The sequence below is a fragment of the Nostoc sp. JL34 genome (assembly GCF_017114945.1).
Taxonomy (GTDB): Bacteria; Cyanobacteriota; Cyanobacteriia; order Cyanobacteriales; family Nostocaceae; genus Nostoc.
The window spans coordinates 51,469-68,416 of sequence record NZ_JABXKQ010000134.1; the positions used below are offsets into that span (position 1 = coordinate 51,469).

Below are 16,948 nucleotides of genomic sequence, written 5' to 3' on the forward strand. Positions count from 1 at the left end.
AAAGAATCAAAAATGGGTTGGCAGGTTTTACTTCATTGTTGCGATAATGTGTTTGAGCTTTAGCGATCGCTTCAGATGTAATCTACTGTTGGTAGCCATTGGTTGGCGCGTGTGCAAGAAAGCGGGTATAATGCGTCGCACCCACATCAGCAATAACTCGGTATTTGCCAGACGTTCACTTAACTTATTTAGCGTGAAAATTAGAGATAATAGCTTTCAAGAAGAAACTGATATATAGACAGTTTCTAACGTATAAACTCTCATCCGTAGTAATGAATATTTGCACAAATATTATATTTTAGTTTGCGATCGCTAAAATTAAGTACCCAGAAACCTATTAACACGAGATAATAATAAACTCACATCACCCTCAGCTGTTGTCCCATCAACTATTACAGAACATGTTCTGGCGTGGTTTAGGTAATTCACTGCACAGTCACAGGGTCGAATTTTGCAAGTAGTTCTGAACCAAATCATGAAAACATCTACCAAATTGCTGGCTCGCTTGGACTATTACTACCAGCAAATCAAAACGATCATCCTGACTCGGCAAAATCCGATTACTGGTTTACTACCGGCGAGTACAGCGATTACAGCCCACGGCGATTATACTGATGCCTGGGTGCGAGACAACGTTTACAGCATTTTGGCTGTTTGGGGTTTAGGACTTGCATACCGCAAGATTGACGACGATGAGGGACGCACTTATGAACTCGAACACAGTGTCATTAAACTGATGCGCGGGTTGCTATTTGCGATGATGCGACAGGCTCATAAAGTAGAAACATTTAAACATACTCAGTCGCTACTAGATGGACTGCACGCCAAATACAATACCGCGACTGGCGATATTGTTGTTGGTGATGACGAATGGGGACATTTGCAACTTGATGCCACATCTATATTTTTGCTGATTTTGGGGCAAATGACGGCTGCGGGATTGCAAATAATTTATACTATTGATGAAGTAAATTTCGTCCAAAACTTAGTTTACTACATTGGACGAGCTTACCGCACACCAGATTACGGCATTTGGGAACGTGGGAATAAAATTAATCGTGGTAGTGCTGAGTTAAATGCCAGTTCTGTAGGCATGGCAAAAGCTGCTTTAGAAGCTATCAACGGACTGGATTTGTTTGGTGTGCGTGGTAGTCAAGCATCAGTAATTCATGTGCTACCAGATGAAATCGCCCGCGCTCGGATTACCTTAGAATCACTATTACCGAGAGAATCTGGTTCTAAAGAAATTGATGCGGCGCTGTTAAGTATTATTAGTTATCCTGCCTTTGCAGTGGAAGATTTGGAGTTACGCGATCGCACTTTAAACGATATTATTAATAAACTTGCAGGTAAGTACGGCTGTAAACGCTTTCTGCGTGATGGACACCAAACCGTTTTAGAAGATCATCAACGTTTACACTACGAACCGTGGGAACTCAAGCAATTTGAGCATATTGAATGTGAATGGCCGTTATTTTTCACTTATCTAGTTCTAGATGGATTATTTCGCGGCGAACAAGAACAAGTTAAAAAATACCAAGAGCTTTTAGAATCATTACTCATAGAACAAGATGGTTTGCGTTTATTGCCTGAACTTTATTATGTCCCAGCAGAAAATATAGAGGCAGAAAAGTCAGCACCTCAAACGCAACCACGTTTACCCAATGAAAATATTCCTTTGGTGTGGGCGCAGAGTTTATATTTCCTTAGCCAAATGTTGAGTGAAGGTTTACTGGCGGTTGGTGATATCGACCCTTTGGGAAGACATTTGTGTGTAGGAAAACAGCGCGAAGCATTGGTACAAATTGCCTTATTAGCAGAAGATGAAGACTTACAGACAAAACTAGAAGTTCACGGAATTGAAGCACAAACGCCTACCCAAGTAGAACCAATTCAGGTGAGAAAAGCTGGAGAATTTTCAGCTATTTATACCCAAATTGGACTTAACGACAAACTTGGGTTAACTGGGCGGCCAGTGCGGCGGCTGCGGAGTTTAACAACATCTAGAATCTTTCGGATTCGTGGTGAAACAATTGTATTTTTGCCTTCATTTTCCGACTCTCAACAGTTTTATTTAACCCTTGATTACCATTTTCTACTAGATCAAATTAGAAGCGAACTAGCTTACATTCAAAAATATTGGAGCGACTTAGGACGTCCTACTCTGACTTTAATGTTAACGCACACCATGTTAGAAAGTGGTTCTGAAGCATTACTAGAACTGATGCAAGAACTCAAAGATGGTGTTTGTAACGGCGTGCGGGTGAAATTAGGGCGGCTAAATCAGCTAATGCTAACAGCCGGAATCCAAAGAATTGATTTTCTCCCCAATGCAGAATTCTCGCGATCGCCTGTGAAAAATGCTAGTCCACGTTGCTATTATTTAGCGTATCACCCTGAGAAAAACTGGCGCTTAGGACATACCCAAGAATTTCAAATGGAGTGTGAAACCAACTTTGGATTATTACTTTCTCATTTGCGCTCATCAGAGAATATCTACGAGCAAATTGAGTTATTGCAAACTTTAACTCGCTTGCAGGGAATGGAATTTGATACAGGGTACGGTGGCCCAGGATATCGCGTCACCGTAGGCGATTTACTAGATGAAGTTTACACCAAAGCTGGAGATTTAGGTATTTGGGCAGTGGTACGGCGGGCTGCGGGGTTACGTCAAATGGTTGATATCAGCCTATCAGATGCAGTAACAAGTATTTTGGTGCGAGGTAAGCAAATTGCTGTGGGTAAAGCTTACAGTGAAGCGTCCTTGATTACCGTACCCATGTCCCATGATGAAATTGCCGATAAAATTAATCATTTCTGTCGTGAGGATATCCGCGATCGCGTCCTCACGCAAGAGATTTTAATCTATCTTGGCATCTTAATTCGCTCAGAACCCGAACTTTTTCAGGGACTACTAACGCTGAGAGTCGGCTATCTCATCTTATTGATAACCAGCGAATTAGCGCGGGAATTACACGTAACTCAAGATGAAGCTTATGATTACTTAATGCAACTTTCACCCTTTGAAGTGAAAATGCGCTTACGTCAGGTATTAACTGGATATACTGGCATGAGTAACCTGTTGCGCCAGCAAGAATCACTGCACGTCAAACAAAAAGAAAGTGATATTGCTTGGGTGGTGTTACCAGGAATCGCCGAAGGAATAGAAGTTCCGCCAGGCGGTTGGCGACGGTTTCGCCAAGCCGAGGGGGCGACGGGGCGCGTACCAAAAGAGTTTTTTAAGCAAGTTTGGCTATTAATGCAACATTGCAAGGGTCTAGTAATTGGCGATAAACTAGAGCGGCGCAATCGTTTAGATAGCGAGATAATGCTGTCGGAAATGACAGCTGGAGAAAGAAATTTTGCTCTGTTAGTTGAGCATTTACTGAATAAAATCGAAGCTCCAGAATACCGCCAAGTTAATATTGAAGCATTGATCGAATTAGCTGCGATCGCCGCCAATAATCCAAAGCTGCAAATCGAAGAATATATCGTGTTGGATGTGTTAATTGGCCATGCAGTGCGATTGGCGTGGTTAGAGAATCATAGTCAACGCAGCGATCGCTATGATGAAGATAAGGCGAGTGCGTGGCGATCGTTTTACAACACCTCACCTAGAGATTGCGCTAGTTATATTTTGAAGGCGTTTAGGTTCTTGACGGAATTTGTGAAAGATTTTTAAACGCAGAGGGGAGGCAGCGCATTGCGGGGGTTCTCCTTTGCGTTGAAAAAAAATATCCCCCACCTCCGATTCCAAAAGCAGGGGTTTTATTAAAACTACTTAACAGAAACAGCATCAACATCAATAGTGCTTCCACTAGAGGTAGAACCCTCAGTAGTATTAGGTACTTCAGTACCCACCTCACCCTTACGAGCTTTCCAGCCTTCAATTACTAGCCCAGACACCTCACTAACTAGCAGAGTCAAAAGGAAAACATCATCAATCTGTCCCACAACGGGTATAAAATCTGGGAGAACATCAAATGGGCTGACCAAATAGACCAACGTTCCTAAAATAACCCACCAACGATACTTGGGGTTACGAAGCACATTGCGATACCAGGTGTAAAGTGATTGGATTGAAAATTTCATATTTTGAACCTCCAGTTATCTTTAATTTTGACAAATTATGCTAAAAACTCCCGGTGCGAATAACCGCCCTAGTTAGTCTGGAAGACGCTACTAGTAATCTGTCAAGAAATACAAATAAGTAGATAAGCAGGAATATTTATAACTGTGTTAATTTAGAGGGCAAATAGTTTGCCTCTTTGTCTAGCTTGAAAAATAATTAGTTATTCAACAACTGTCGATTAACTAATTGTTTGTCGTCTTAACAAATTAATGTCGTTTATTTAAAATAGCTACAAGTATTACAGCATAAAGGATATAGCTTTTCTCGGCTATATTTAATGCCATGTAGGATTTAACTCATTAGCTGTCGTAAATTACATACATAACACTTTAAGCGTCGTTTTTTCAAAAAAAGCTTTAAAATTTTTTTGCCTAACCATAACTAAATAAGTGTCGTTTTTTTTGAAATAAGGGAAAAATAAAAATTTAAATGTCGCTTTTTGGAACAAAGTAGTATTATGTTAATTAACACACAAACAACATTAAGTAATAAATAAGACATTAGTACATATATGTCTTATTGTTTCTCTCTACCTGCGAAGTCATACTCCTATTCCGGCTTCATTTCGATGCAAGCTAAATCTGTAAACTTGGCTTTTCTTAGAGAGACTTGCTGTACGCCTAATCAATTAGTTTCAAGCTATGAAGTTTGTTTATGGGTGAAACTCCAAACTCCAATCAGGTTGATGAATCTTTGCTTTTGCACGATCGCTCGGATCAGGTTGATAAAACTTCGGAGAGTGCAGATGCAAAAGAAAACAATGTAATTGTTACTGAACTTTCGGCAGAGGCTAAGTTGAGAGTGGAGGTATTACAAAGTCTGATTGGGCCATGCGATCGCAAAACCTACGGAATTAAATTAAAGCAAGCCGCAGAAAAACTTGGCAAGACGGTTCGGACAGTACAGCGACTCGTCAAAAAATATCAAGAACAAGGGTTATCAGGCGTTACTGAAGCCGAACGTTCTGATAAAGGTGGCTATCGGATTGATGATGGTTGGCAAGATTTTATCGTCAAAACTTATAAAGAAGGTAACAAGGACGGTAGAAAAATGACACCGGCTCAAGTCGCAATTCGAGTTCAGGTTAGAGCCGGACAGCTAGGTTTAGAGAAATATCCCTGCCACATGACGGTCTATCGCCTTCTTAACCCAATTATTGAACGTAAAGAGCAGAAGCAAAAGGTAAGAAATATTGGTTGGCGTGGATCGAGAGTTTCCCATCAAACTCGTGATGGACAGACACTCGATGTACATCATAGTAACCATGTTTGGCAGTGCGACCATACAAAATTGGATGTCATGCTAGTTGACCAGTACGGTGAAACTTTGGCACGTCCTTGGTTCACAAAAATTACAGATAGCTATTCGCGCTGTATTATGGGCATCCATTTAGGCTTTGATGCACCTAGTTCTCTGGTAGTTGCCTTAGCTATGCGTCATGCGATGTTACGCAAGCAGTATAGTTCGGAATATAAACTTCATTGCGAGTGGGGAACTTGCGGGGTTCCAGAAAACCTATTTACTGATGGCGGAAAGGATTTTCGCTCCGAGCATTTGAAGCAAATTGGTTTTCAACTTGGTTTTGAGTGCCATTTACGCGATCGCCCACCAGAAGGTGGTATTGAAGAACGTGGATTTGGGACTATCAACACAGATTTTTTGTCGGGATTTTACGGTTATCTAGGTTCAAATATTCAAGAACGCCCAGAACAAGCGGAAGAAGAAGCGTGTATTACTCTGCGGGAATTAAATCTGCTGATAGTGCGTTACATCATTGATAACTACAATCAGCGAATAGATGCTCGCAGTGGAGATCAAACACGGTTTCAACGCTGGGAAGCGGGATTACCTGCGCTACCAAGTTTAATTGAGGAGCGGCAATTAGATATCTGTTTGATGAAAAAGACGCGTCGCAGCATTTACAAAGGTGGATATGTAAGCTTTGAAAATATTATGTATCGGGGAGATTACCTGGCAGCTTATGCAGGAGAAAGTGTATTGCTGCGATATGACCCCAGAGATATATCAACTGTTTTTGTATACCGTCAAGATTCAGGTAAGGAAGTACTACTGTCCCAAGCTCATGCGATTGACTTAGAAACGGAGCAAATCTCCTTGGAGGAAGCGAAAGCTGCAAGCCGAAAAATTCGTAGTGCAGGCAAGCAATTAAGTAATAAATCTATCCTTGCAGAAGTGCAAGACAGAGATACTTTTCTTAAGCAAAAGAAAAAGACCCATAAGGAACGCAAGAAGGAAGAACAAGCTCAGGTGCATTCTGTAAAACCGTTTCCAACTAAAGAGCTAGTAGAAACTGTCGAAGAAACCTCTCAACCTCAAAAGCGTCGCCCCAGAGTATTTAACTACGAGCAACTTCGCAAAGACTACGATGATTAATCTGATTGAGGCTTCTGGTTTATCGATTTTGAACGCACTTTATATTTGAGAAACCACTAATTATGGCAGAAGATTTTTTGCGAAAGTGGGTGCAAAATTTATGGGGAGATGACCCAATACCTGGAGAATTACTACCGATAATTGAACGGCTAATTACTCCTAGCGTTGTCGAGCTTGACCATATCCAAAAAATCCATGACTGGTTAGACAGTTTGCGCCTTTCTAAACAATGTGGTCGAATCGTTGCACCACCACGAGCGGGTAAGTCGGTGACTTGTGATGTTTATAAACTGCTGAATAAACCGCAAAAAACAACAGGTAAACGCGATATTGTACCCGTATTGTATATGCAAGCGTCTGGAGATTGTTCTGCTGGAGAGTTGCTAACTTTAATACTTGAAAGTTTAAAATATGATGCGATTTCTGGAAAGCTTACAGACCTGAGACGGCGAGCATTAAGGATTTTAAAAGAGTCCAAAGTTGAAATGTTGATTATCGATGAAGCAAATTTTCTGAAGTTAAATACTTTTAGTGAAATTGCCCGCATTTATGATTTATTGAATATTTCAATTGTTCTTGTGGGAACAGATGGTCTGGATAATCTCATTAAAAAAGAGCCATATATTCACGACAGATTTATAGAATGTTATAGATTACCATTAGTATCAGAAAAAAAATTTCCTGAATTTATTCAAATTTGGGAAGATGAGATTTTGTGTTTACCTATCCCATCAAATTTAACTAAACATGAAACTTTAATGCCACTATATCAAAAAACAGGGGGCAAAATTGGTTTAGTGGATAGGGTATTAAGAAGGGCTGCAATTTTATCCTTAAGAAAAGGGTTAAAAAATATTGATAAGGCTACTTTAGATGAGGTTTTGGAGTGGTTTGAGTAATGAAAGCATCTTCAGAAACACCAAGATTTTTTCCAGTAGAGCCACTCGAAGGAGAAAGCTTGAGCCATTTTTTAGGTCGTTTTCGCAGGGCAAATTATTTAACTGCAACTCAATTAGGTAAATTAACGAGAATTGGCGCAGTTATTTCACGTTGGGAGAAGTTTTATTTAAATCCATTTCCGACAACGCAGGAGTTAGAAGCGTTGGCTGCTGTGGTGGAAATTAAAGTTGACAGATTAATCGAGATGCTGCAACCATTGGGTGTGACGATGAAACCAAGACCTATTCGATTGTGTGGCGCTTGTTATCAGGAGTCACCTTATCACCGCGTCGAGTGGCAGTTTAAAGATGTGATGGTATGCGATCGCCATCAATTACGCTTACTCACAAAATGCACTAACTGCGAGACACCCTTCTCGATTCCAGCAGATTGGGTACAAGGTGAATGCCCTCACTGTTTTTTGCCTTTTACTACGATGGCGAAGCGTCAAAAATATCGCTAAGAAATGCCATCGACCCTTTTATACAATATCAACTAAAGAGCGATCGCACGATGGGAATTTCGCTTGAATCCGTCTCCTTATCAGCAGCATTTGGAGGCATTAGCTAAGGTTATAGAGGTTGATGCTGATAGGTTAAAGCAGATGTTACCATCTGCTGGTGTGGGGATGAAAATTGAGCCTATTCGATGACGTGCTGTTTGCTATGTTGAGTAGCCTTGCCACAAAATTGAGTGCCAGTTTAAGATGACTCAGGGCTGCGATCGCTACAACTTAAGCTTGCTTTCAGAATATCCCAACTGTGGGGCAAGATTTAAGCTTCGAGCGTTGTGTATGAATGAGTAGTGTTAAAGGTGCTTTACCCCGTTTGTGAAGATGATGCGTAAACAAAATAATTTTTAATATTTTCTTTCTTAATCTTCCTATTATCCTCCCTTTTCACTTTCATATTGTGCAGGAAGTGCAACACGTCCATGATAGTCATGATAACGATGTGAAAAGTGTTCCAAATATGGACATTCAAGTATTGTACGTCGCCTAGCAATCTTATTATTTATTTGGTGGTACAAAAATCCGGCATCTATTGCAAAATTTTTTTTAAAATCTACTGTTAATTCTGGCAAACCTTCATTATTTAATTCATCCTCTGGAGGTACTTTTTCAAAAAAATGATACTGCTGATGACGATTGGATTTCACTAAGTTCCATTCGGATGAGCTTATTGGGAGGATTGCATTAAAACGAGTCTCTTGCGCTGTATAAACTTCACAAAATTTTACTGAATTTAATAGTTTATATGGTTTATCTTTATTTTGCCTAGCTTTATAGTCCCAATCTAAATCACAATCTTGACTAACAATAATTGCGTAAGGATGAAGTAAAGATTTAAACTGAGTTTTCTCTAGCTCTAGGGATGATTCGGCAGGAACAGGTATAAACTGTATTACTCCCGTTAAAATTTCCCCCTGCCTAATAGCCTCCTTTTCATCAGAGGCTCGATAAATTAAACTTTTGGGCATGATGCAAGCTATTCAAAATCCAAAATTAAAGGTGGTCTGACTTCACTAGGCAATACGCTCCCAGTAATCACTCCTAAACTTTGGGGTAAGCTAGTTTGTCGCAAATCAAACGGACTATCCTTATAATATTCCACCATACTTTCAAGTGCTTCGGATGCTTCTTGTAAGCCTTCTGTTGTAGAAGTTGCAACAAGCATACTAATCAAAGTTAAACATTTAACTAATAAAACACTATTTTGATGTAATTTACTTGGTAATTCTGTACCAAAAGGCGATTCTATCGATACTCTAATCTTTAGATTGGCTATATTAGGCGATAAAGTTTGCCCATGAGATGTTTGGGTATGACTTGGTATTACTTCATACCTTTGCCCAATTAAGTTATTGCTTTTAGCGCCACCAGTTGTTATTTGCATAAAGCTATATGTTTTTAGGTCGCATTGCGCTGTGTAATTCTTCGGTGATACTCCACCGAAAGAGATTTCTGGCTGTACGATTTGATTTTTCAAATATCTTCCAGACACTTTCACCTTTTTCTATCTTTTCTTCTGTAAAAAAATCAGCATCGAGCAAATAGGCTGTTTCATCAATGTTTTTTTCTATATCTCTAACCTGGACAAGTCCATGATTAAAATTTACTTGACCGAATTCAGTTCGCAATTGGAAATTTTTGATGAAATTTATAATTGATTCTTCTATCTCTGGCGTATACAATTCAGACGCAATATGTCTAGGTATTAATTCAACCCATGTTCTATTGGTGATATTCAGCTTTGACCTAATGATTAAATCGCGATATCTTAAACCTATTCTTGAATAAAATGATGGATTATAGATTTTCTCAAATATTTCTATAGCACTTTTAAATCTTTCAATAAATATTTCATACTTTTCATATTTATTGGTCACGAGTGTAATAGAACTCTTATCTACAGAAAGCTGCCAACTTAAGTCTTCGGATTTAAATTGATACGTCAATTCACTAGGAACATTTGAGCTAAATTGGGTTAAAAGGTTTGATAATTCAACTGGTATTTGCAAGTTCCTAGAAGCCTCAAAAATAGGGTATTCAAACCTTACACTATCTTGAAAATCTACAGGTTCTTGGCTTGTAATCTTCAAAATAGTGGGAAACCTGATTTGAGCAATCACCTCGATTAGAGGATTATACTCATAAATTACTCTCTCATAATCTGGGAGCTTCATCTTTTAAAAATTGCCATGACCAAGTAAAACAACCTTCATATTATAGATTAGCCTAATTCAGACTATTAGTTCAGTGATGTTTACCACACTTGAAAGTAACGGCTTTTAACCAATGGCGTAACATAAGTAGAACTTACACTACATCTTATTCCACAACTGTAAAGGTTAGATAAAAAATAAATGTAGCTTGTTCTGGCTAAACCCCGGCAAAGCCCTGCAATCGTGTCTCTTTATCAGGCAAATAAGCAGATATAAAGCACTTGAAGACCTTACCGTGATTGAGAACGAGCAAATGTACTAGTTAGTGGACAATAACCAACTCCCCAAGCTCTTTTGGCAAATATAAGATTCCATGTTAGCGTTAAGCGTCGTGTAATGGTAAAAATGGATGCATTACTGTGTATTTGCTTGTTCGCTGATAACTTGGTCTACTCTACTACGGAAATCAGGGTCGGAGTAATACCGCTTGGAATTTTCTATTACTAGTTTGAGTATTTGTTTACCAACCGTATTTAGATTGGAGAACTTGAGCAGACGGTTTAGGGTTTCTGGCTTAATATCCCGAAGTAATTGTCCAATAGCAAAGTTAAAGAACGGGGAAGCAAAAATTTCTACTCCTGCAAAGTCTAGCTCAACTTCATTAAGAGCTAATAATTCTGGATGAACCAATTCATCTTTATTTTGCTTTGGATCTTCTCGATATGGGATAGAGTTTCCCTGCCAAGGTGCCATATCCTGGCAAAAGGCATACATAAACCCATTTTGTTGCAGATTTCTCTTGACTTTTTTATGAAGAGTATGTTGCTGAAAAGTGACTTTTCTACCTTGTGATTCAATTAACCGAATTAATCCACCCAGAAAAGCTACTGCGTTTGGTCGTAGAAACCAACATTTGGAAAAGTCGAAGATTACTTCTGATACCATTTCATTTTAATAATGATACAAATACCTTGGTAGGGGCATGGCATTGCCATGCCCCTACGATAAATCTATATGTATCAGGATTTTCGTGAATTGGTATGAGCAGTCTTGGTTGACTTTTTGCCAAAGTTGAAACAAGCTATCAAAGTCATCTAGGTTATCGTTGACAGTCGGAATTTGAAGAGTAACGCTCACAATTCCCTTTTGAATGTTTCGTTAAGTATCGATTTTAGCAGAGCTTGTAAGGGTAATTGGTGAGTTTTATCTATAATTCTCCTTTGAATGCTTTGTCCAAGATAGAAGGTAGTAGAGCATCAAGTTCTTCCATTGCCTGTTCTCTTAGGTGTCTCATTGCGCCTACTTTACTTTGTAGTTGATCAAGGTAGGCGACGATACAGTGTTGTTCGGGGAGGGGTGGAACAGGTATATGGAACTCGCGAATACGTTTAATACCTAAATCTGGAACACCAACGCTACGAGTAGCATTAGCAGCTTGAGCGATGATAGAATCACTACGTAAATACCATAATAAAAATCTGGGTAATACGATATCTCTATTAGGTTTAACAACTACTAAAACATGAGAAAGTGCGAAATCCCAAATTTCCGTTAATATTCTCGCCTGGCCTATAGTACCAATCCGAGAATATAAAATATCACCGATGGCAAATGTACAACGCTTTAACTGTTCGTCATAAGTTTCTTCTGTCACATACTTTGCCGTCTTCTTACGAATACTTTCTGAGCCTTCAAAATCAACTGTAGATATAAATGTAACACCATGTTCTGAATAATGTGGCATTCTATGGCTTGGATTAGGATCTATAATTTCTGCTACTGAGCCAACATTTAACTGCATCCAAACATTTTCCTCATCTACAAATACTTTATGAAGAATACTGTCCAATAAAGCTTGTGCTTCTTGATTGACTTTTTGACGTAGCGATCGCACTTCCTCAACCTTCCCCACCAGTTCCTCAACCCGCGCCACAACCCGCCGTTGTTCCTCTAGCGGTAGTAAAGGGATTTCAACAGCCAAAAATAAATCTGGTTTAATCCTATTTTTACCACTAGTACCTTGCGAAAGTTGAGCGCATTTATCCCAAAATTCTCTCGTTTTCGTATACCAATGTAACCACCTCGGCAAAACTTCATTTAAATCAAGCTCAAATGTTGGAAACTCTCCAGACGCAGCACATCCATCAACATCTTTTCCTGCAATTGCAATAGAGCCATGTCTAACCCATATTTTATTGATGATTAGGTCGCCTTCTCTAACAATGGATAAAGTTTTAGCTGCTGTCTGAGAACCATCAATAGTTTCTCGTTCATATGCACCTTCTCCCCACCACTTAACACCCATAGTGCGATATGAAGTGCCAGGCAATACATCTACACTTCGTAAAATTTGTTTTGCAATCTTCCTCAAAGGAATTGTAGTAATTCTCATGTCTCTAACTATGCCAATAGCTGCTGAATCTCTTTCATAATCTCAGCAACCCGTCTATCTTTCTCCAAAATATCAGCTACCAACTGCTCAGGTGGTAAATGCTCAAAATCCTGCTGATTATTAGGATTTTTGCGGTCAAGATTATAAATTGCCCAGTAAATAGCATCTCCTTTGGCATTTTCATCTTTAGCAATATCGCGTTGACTTCGCTCCTCAGTTTGAGCCTGTTTCACCTCATCTTTGACAACCTGAATCTGATTTTTAATCTGTGCAACTTCTTTCGGTGGTGAAAAGTCCAAAATTGAATTCTGTAAACCTTGAATTTTATCGGTTAATTCTTTAACTGTCTTTGTAAGCTGATTAGCTATTTCTTCTGCTTTCTTACCAGCATCCCAATGAGGTGTGGCTTCTTTTCTCGCCTGATTATAAGCTTCCCTAAAGTTGTACTTATAAGCCTGTCCATTCTCTTCTCGATTCTTCCACCAAGCCACACATTCAGCAAAATTTTCATCCTGGATCGGCTTAGTTTTAGTGTAAGTTTTCCGTCCTTTTGGCAAAGGTAACTCATAGTACCAAATCTCATTCGTTTGTCCCGAACGGTCAAAAAACAACAAATTTGTGGGAATGCTAGTATAAGGCGCAAATACCCCATTAGGTAAACGGACAACGGTATGCAGATTAAAATCCTTGAGTAAATCTTCCTTGAGTTTGGCGCAAGTGTTATCCCCAAATAGCACCCCATTGGGAAATACTACTGCGGCGCGTCCTGGTTTGGGTCTTTGTCTGAGACGACGCATAATTAACTGAAGGAATAACAACGCCGTTTCTTTGGTTTGTCTATCTGGGGGAAAGTTATTTTTAATTCTGTCTTCCTCCTCACCCCCAAACGGCGGATTTGTGAGAATTACGTCTACCCAATCCTTTTCACCCATCTCCGAAAGGGTAAACCGCAGACTATTACCATCATCAATATCGGGATATTCAAACCCATGTAACAGCAAACTCATGTGCGCTAACATCAAAGGCAAGGATTTTGCCTCACTGCCAATAATGCTTTTTTGTAATATCTGCCAATCTTGGGCGCTACAATTCTTTTTCAGGTATTCATACGCCTCAACCAAAAAACCACCAGTTCCGCAAGCAGGGTCAAAAATGGTTTCCCCCAGTTTCGGTTCCATCACCTGCACGATAAACCGCACTACCGGGCGGGGGGTGTAAAACTCTCCCGAATCTCCCGCCGCGTCTCGCATTTCCTTCAGCATGGACTCATAGAGGGTGCTGAGGAGGTTCACTTCTTCTGATTTATCAAAGTGAATATCATTTACCTTACTCAGCACATCCCACAGCAAAGTCCCGCTAATCATGCGGTTAGTGACATCTTTGAACACCTTGGCGATTACATCAGCGCGATCGCGTCCGGTTTTGCTTTTGAGATTCCGCAAATAGGCGAGTAACCCTGCACCTTTAGTGCCATCTGGTAGAATTGCCTCATCATTGTTGATGAAACTTTTAAGGCGATCGCCCGTAAAACTTTCATTAGCAGCCCAATCTCGCCAGCGATAAGGCGGTTGAATCGTTGGTTTATAGGATATTCCCTCTAACTCTGCTTCCACCTCATGCAGTTTCTCGGAATCATCTAAAAGTTTCAAAAACATGATCCAAGTCAACTGCGGGAGACGGTCTAATTCTCCATTCAATCCCTTATCCGTCCGCATAATGTCACGCGCTGACTTAACCACGCTTCCCAGTTTTTGAGCGGTAGTGACGGGTTTATCGTTTTGTTTTGTAGTGCGTTTGGGCATCCTTATTAATTATTTTTTGCTTTAAAATCTTTAAAATTTCGCTGAAAAGCGTACATTAATCGTTGAATTTCATTTACTTGTCTAGGGATTATATTATGTTCCCATTTCTTACGATGATTACTTAGCAATTTTTCAATATTATCTGATGTTCTGTTAGATATAAAATATATGTCCTCTTTTACATTTAAATCTGAAGCTAATCCAATAAAACTTCTACCTAAATGTAATTGTAAATCTGATGTATAATGCTTGCATTCAATCGCTATAATTACTTTTGTATGTCTAGGTTCATAGGAGATATTTCTACAGCTTCTAGCCTCTTCTTGTAATAAAACACATAAATCGCATTCATGAGAAACTTGTGAGCGCCCTTGAATTCTAATCCCTACATGAGCTTCTAATACGGGTTTACTATTAAATTCTATGACAGCATGAGTGTAGGGTTGCGTTGCCACATAAATTTGCCCTGGACTACGACGAAAAATTAAATATTGAGCATCTTGTTCAAGTGCGTTTTGAAACCTGATATTTGCTCCTTCGTTTTTCGCTGCTCTAATCAAAATACTAAAAATATAAGCTTCATATAAATCTGATAAATCAGTTGAGTTACCAAACCCTAGCTGAACCAAGCTTCCTATCCTACTTCTAATTCCTTGAATTAGAGATGAGTTAATAGGCATTATTTTTCAAGCTCCTGGTGCAGCTGATTAAGTAAATTTTGTATTTCTCTAGCTTCTTGCTGACGTAAGTTTATTGTATCCGAAGAGAAAATAAACTGATGACTATTTTCTTCCTCTTCAGAATAAAATTTGATTTTTGGCTCTAGTTGTGGATCACTAATTTCTTCCGTCAAGAATTCCCCTACTTCTTTTTCTAGCTCTATAGTGTTTATAACTGCTGTCTCGAAAGCATTTAATAAAAGCAATACTTTTTCCTTAGCTGTATAATCTTCTCTTTTAATCCTGGGTGTTTTTTCTCGATTTTTTTTAGCTAATTTATCTTCTATACTAACTATTTTGCCTTCATGAATAGAGTTATTTACTTGTTCTATAATCCAACCTAGTTTATAGTAATTAATTATTTCTTCAATCTGACAATATAAGTTTTGATATTCATTAGCGTTCATAACTATCGTTTATGCAGTATAAAGTAAGTTTTGTAACTGATTTACTGCTTCCTTAAGCTGTGCCACTCCACCAAACCGTTGAGCAATTTCAGCCACATTGCCATATTTATCAAACTCGCGGTTTGCCTTAAATGTAGTTGGGATATTAAACTCATCAACTCCTTTCTGTGCGTACTTGTCCAAAATAATCTCTAAAATTGCTCTAGCATCTTCCCCATACTGCTCAAAAAAGTCAGCCTTGCGACGACGCAACCTTTGAGCCCGTTGCTTGCAAGTCTGCACCGGAGCATCAAAGGCAATATGACATAGTAAATCAAAAGGGTCAGCTTCGGGAAGATTAGTAACTTGTTTTAACTCATCAAAATCAATATCCCTATCTGCCAACAACTCAATAATCTCTGTACGCTGTTCTGGATCTGCCCAGCGTTGCTGTATTTCCATAGTGGAACGATACAGAATGCGAACTTGCTCTCTGGTATAGTCAATTAATCGAGACAAGCGCAGTTGATTGTCTGGGTTTAAATCATAAATTCTTTCTTCAACAATCTCTTCGCTTCCCCCGTCAGCGTAATATTTCCGAGGTGGTATGTCATCATCATCTGGAAGTCCTGGAAATCCAGACTTTTCATCGTCTTCCAAGTCGTCTGTTTCTTCTTCTAACTCTGCTGACTCTAATTCCTCTTCATGTTCAGAGAGTATTTGCCCATTATCATCTATCTCTGATTCATTAATAAGGGCGGGTTCCCCGTCAAAATCTCTATCTTCAAACAACACCGTGCTATTGGTGTAGTCAAGTATATTAAACGACCGTTTACCCCGTTCTTCTCGTACACGGGTTCCCCGCCCAATAATCTGCTTAAAGTCTGTCATTGAACGAATAACACGGGCAAGCACAACATTTTTACAGGTGGGAATATCTACCCCTGTTGTTAGCAACTTAGCAGTAACAGCAATAATGTGAGTTTCATCTAAGACATCTTTAAATTTGTAGAGATGTCCTTTACCCACATCACCAGCATCAGAGGTAATGCGAGTTATATAGTTAGGATTTGTTTTGGTGATATCGTTGTTGAGGTTGCGTAATTCCTTGATCATTGCCTTAACGTGTTCCTCATCCACGCAAAAGACAATGGTTTTGGCATAGTGATCGCCACTTTTGAGAAAATCAGTAATGTGTTGTGCGATCGCTTTTGTCCGCGCTTCTCTCACTAACTTCCGCTCAAAGTCAGGTGTTAGATAAACTTCATTAGGAATTGTTCTTCCATAGCGGTCAATCTCTCCAGCGTTAGGTCGCCATCCTTGGCGATCGGAACGGGTAGTAATTCGATAAACTCGATAGGGAGCTAAGAAACCATCATCAATCCCTTGTTTGAGGGAATATGTGTAAAGGGGATTGCCAAAGTAGCGATAGGTATCAACGTTGTCATCCCGTAGCGGTGTTGCTCAGCAATTCTCATTATGAGAATAATTATTATTATCATTGTGAACTATGCAAAATT

At 39.3% G+C, this 16,948-nt stretch carries 15 protein-coding genes and 1 pseudogene; 6 read left to right on the forward strand and 10 right to left on the reverse strand.

Going from position 1 to position 16,948, the window contains the following annotated elements:
- The first annotated feature begins 46 nt into the window (after positions 1–46).
- Complete coding sequence (locus HWQ44_RS24100) at positions 47–238, forward strand: hypothetical protein (RefSeq protein ID WP_292724035.1); 192 nt, start codon at positions 47–49, stop codon at positions 236–238.
- Between the two features lie 237 nt (positions 239–475).
- Complete coding sequence (locus HWQ44_RS24105) at positions 476–3,682, forward strand: glycoside hydrolase family 15 protein (RefSeq protein ID WP_292724037.1); 3,207 nt, start codon at positions 476–478, stop codon at positions 3,680–3,682.
- A gap of 95 nt (positions 3,683–3,777) precedes the next feature.
- On the opposite strand, the gene HWQ44_RS24110 is transcribed toward HWQ44_RS24105, so the two are convergent.
- Entirely contained in the window at positions 3,778–4,092 is a 315-nt protein-coding gene (locus tag HWQ44_RS24110) for a YkvA family protein (protein ID WP_292724039.1), read from the reverse strand.
- A 694-nt stretch (positions 4,093–4,786) separates the two neighbouring features.
- On the opposite strand from HWQ44_RS24110, the gene HWQ44_RS24115 reads away from it, so the two are divergent.
- From HWQ44_RS24115 to HWQ44_RS24130, 4 genes are all read left to right on the forward strand, one after another.
- Positions 4,787–6,526: a Mu transposase C-terminal domain-containing protein gene (locus tag HWQ44_RS24115; RefSeq protein ID WP_292724041.1), complete on the forward strand. Its 1,740-nt coding sequence runs from the start codon at positions 4,787–4,789 to the stop codon at positions 6,524–6,526.
- Between the two features lie 62 nt (positions 6,527–6,588).
- Positions 6,589–7,425 (forward strand): TniB family NTP-binding protein, encoded by an 837-nt coding sequence (locus HWQ44_RS24120; protein WP_292724044.1) that lies wholly within the window; start codon positions 6,589–6,591, stop codon positions 7,423–7,425.
- Positions 7,425–7,928, forward strand: coding sequence for a TniQ family protein (locus HWQ44_RS24125; RefSeq protein ID WP_292724046.1), 504 nt, complete (start codon positions 7,425–7,427; stop codon positions 7,926–7,928). Before HWQ44_RS24120 ends, HWQ44_RS24125 begins: the two co-directional genes overlap by 1 nt.
- A gap of 63 nt (positions 7,929–7,991) precedes the next feature.
- Entirely contained in the window at positions 7,992–8,117 is a 126-nt protein-coding gene (locus HWQ44_RS24130) for a hypothetical protein (protein WP_292724049.1), read from the forward strand.
- 233 nt (positions 8,118–8,350) lie between these two features.
- On the opposite strand, the gene HWQ44_RS24135 is transcribed toward HWQ44_RS24130, so the two are convergent.
- The 9 genes and pseudogenes from HWQ44_RS24135 to hsdR all read right to left on the reverse strand — a co-directional run.
- Positions 8,351–8,944: a hypothetical protein gene (locus tag HWQ44_RS24135; RefSeq protein WP_292724052.1), complete on the reverse strand. Its 594-nt coding sequence runs from the start codon at positions 8,942–8,944 to the stop codon at positions 8,351–8,353.
- Positions 8,945–8,952: 8 nt separating this feature from the next.
- The gene (locus HWQ44_RS24140) at positions 8,953–9,360 is read right to left on the reverse strand and encodes a hypothetical protein (RefSeq protein ID WP_292724054.1); all 408 of its coding nucleotides are present in this window, start codon (positions 9,358–9,360) and stop codon (positions 8,953–8,955) included.
- Positions 9,361–9,364: 4 nt separating this feature from the next.
- Positions 9,365–10,150 (reverse strand): TIGR04255 family protein, encoded by a 786-nt coding sequence (locus tag HWQ44_RS24145; RefSeq protein WP_292724057.1) that lies wholly within the window; start codon positions 10,148–10,150, stop codon positions 9,365–9,367.
- A 393-nt stretch (positions 10,151–10,543) separates the two neighbouring features.
- Entirely contained in the window at positions 10,544–11,074 is a 531-nt protein-coding gene (locus HWQ44_RS24150; RefSeq protein ID WP_292724059.1) for an STAS-like domain-containing protein, read from the reverse strand.
- Positions 11,075–11,336: 262 nt separating this feature from the next.
- Positions 11,337–12,521, reverse strand: coding sequence for a restriction endonuclease subunit S (locus tag HWQ44_RS24155; RefSeq protein ID WP_292724062.1), 1,185 nt, complete (start codon positions 12,519–12,521; stop codon positions 11,337–11,339).
- 8 nt (positions 12,522–12,529) lie between these two features.
- Positions 12,530–14,323 carry an N-6 DNA methylase gene (locus HWQ44_RS24160; protein ID WP_292724065.1) on the reverse strand — a complete coding sequence of 598 codons (1,794 nt, stop codon included), beginning with the start codon at positions 14,321–14,323 and terminating at the stop codon, positions 12,530–12,532.
- A gap of 5 nt (positions 14,324–14,328) precedes the next feature.
- Positions 14,329–15,003 carry a hypothetical protein gene (locus HWQ44_RS24165; RefSeq protein WP_292724068.1) on the reverse strand — a complete coding sequence of 225 codons (675 nt, stop codon included), beginning with the start codon at positions 15,001–15,003 and terminating at the stop codon, positions 14,329–14,331.
- Positions 15,003–15,449: a hypothetical protein gene (locus tag HWQ44_RS24170; RefSeq protein ID WP_292724071.1), complete on the reverse strand. Its 447-nt coding sequence runs from the start codon at positions 15,447–15,449 to the stop codon at positions 15,003–15,005. The genes HWQ44_RS24165 and HWQ44_RS24170 overlap by 1 nt, the downstream gene beginning before the upstream one ends.
- Positions 15,450–15,458: 9 nt before the next feature.
- Positions 15,459–16,892 (reverse strand): annotated as a pseudogene (gene hsdR / locus HWQ44_RS24175) (EcoAI/FtnUII family type I restriction enzme subunit R); the annotation flags it as partial.
- Positions 16,893–16,948 lie beyond the last annotated feature (56 nt).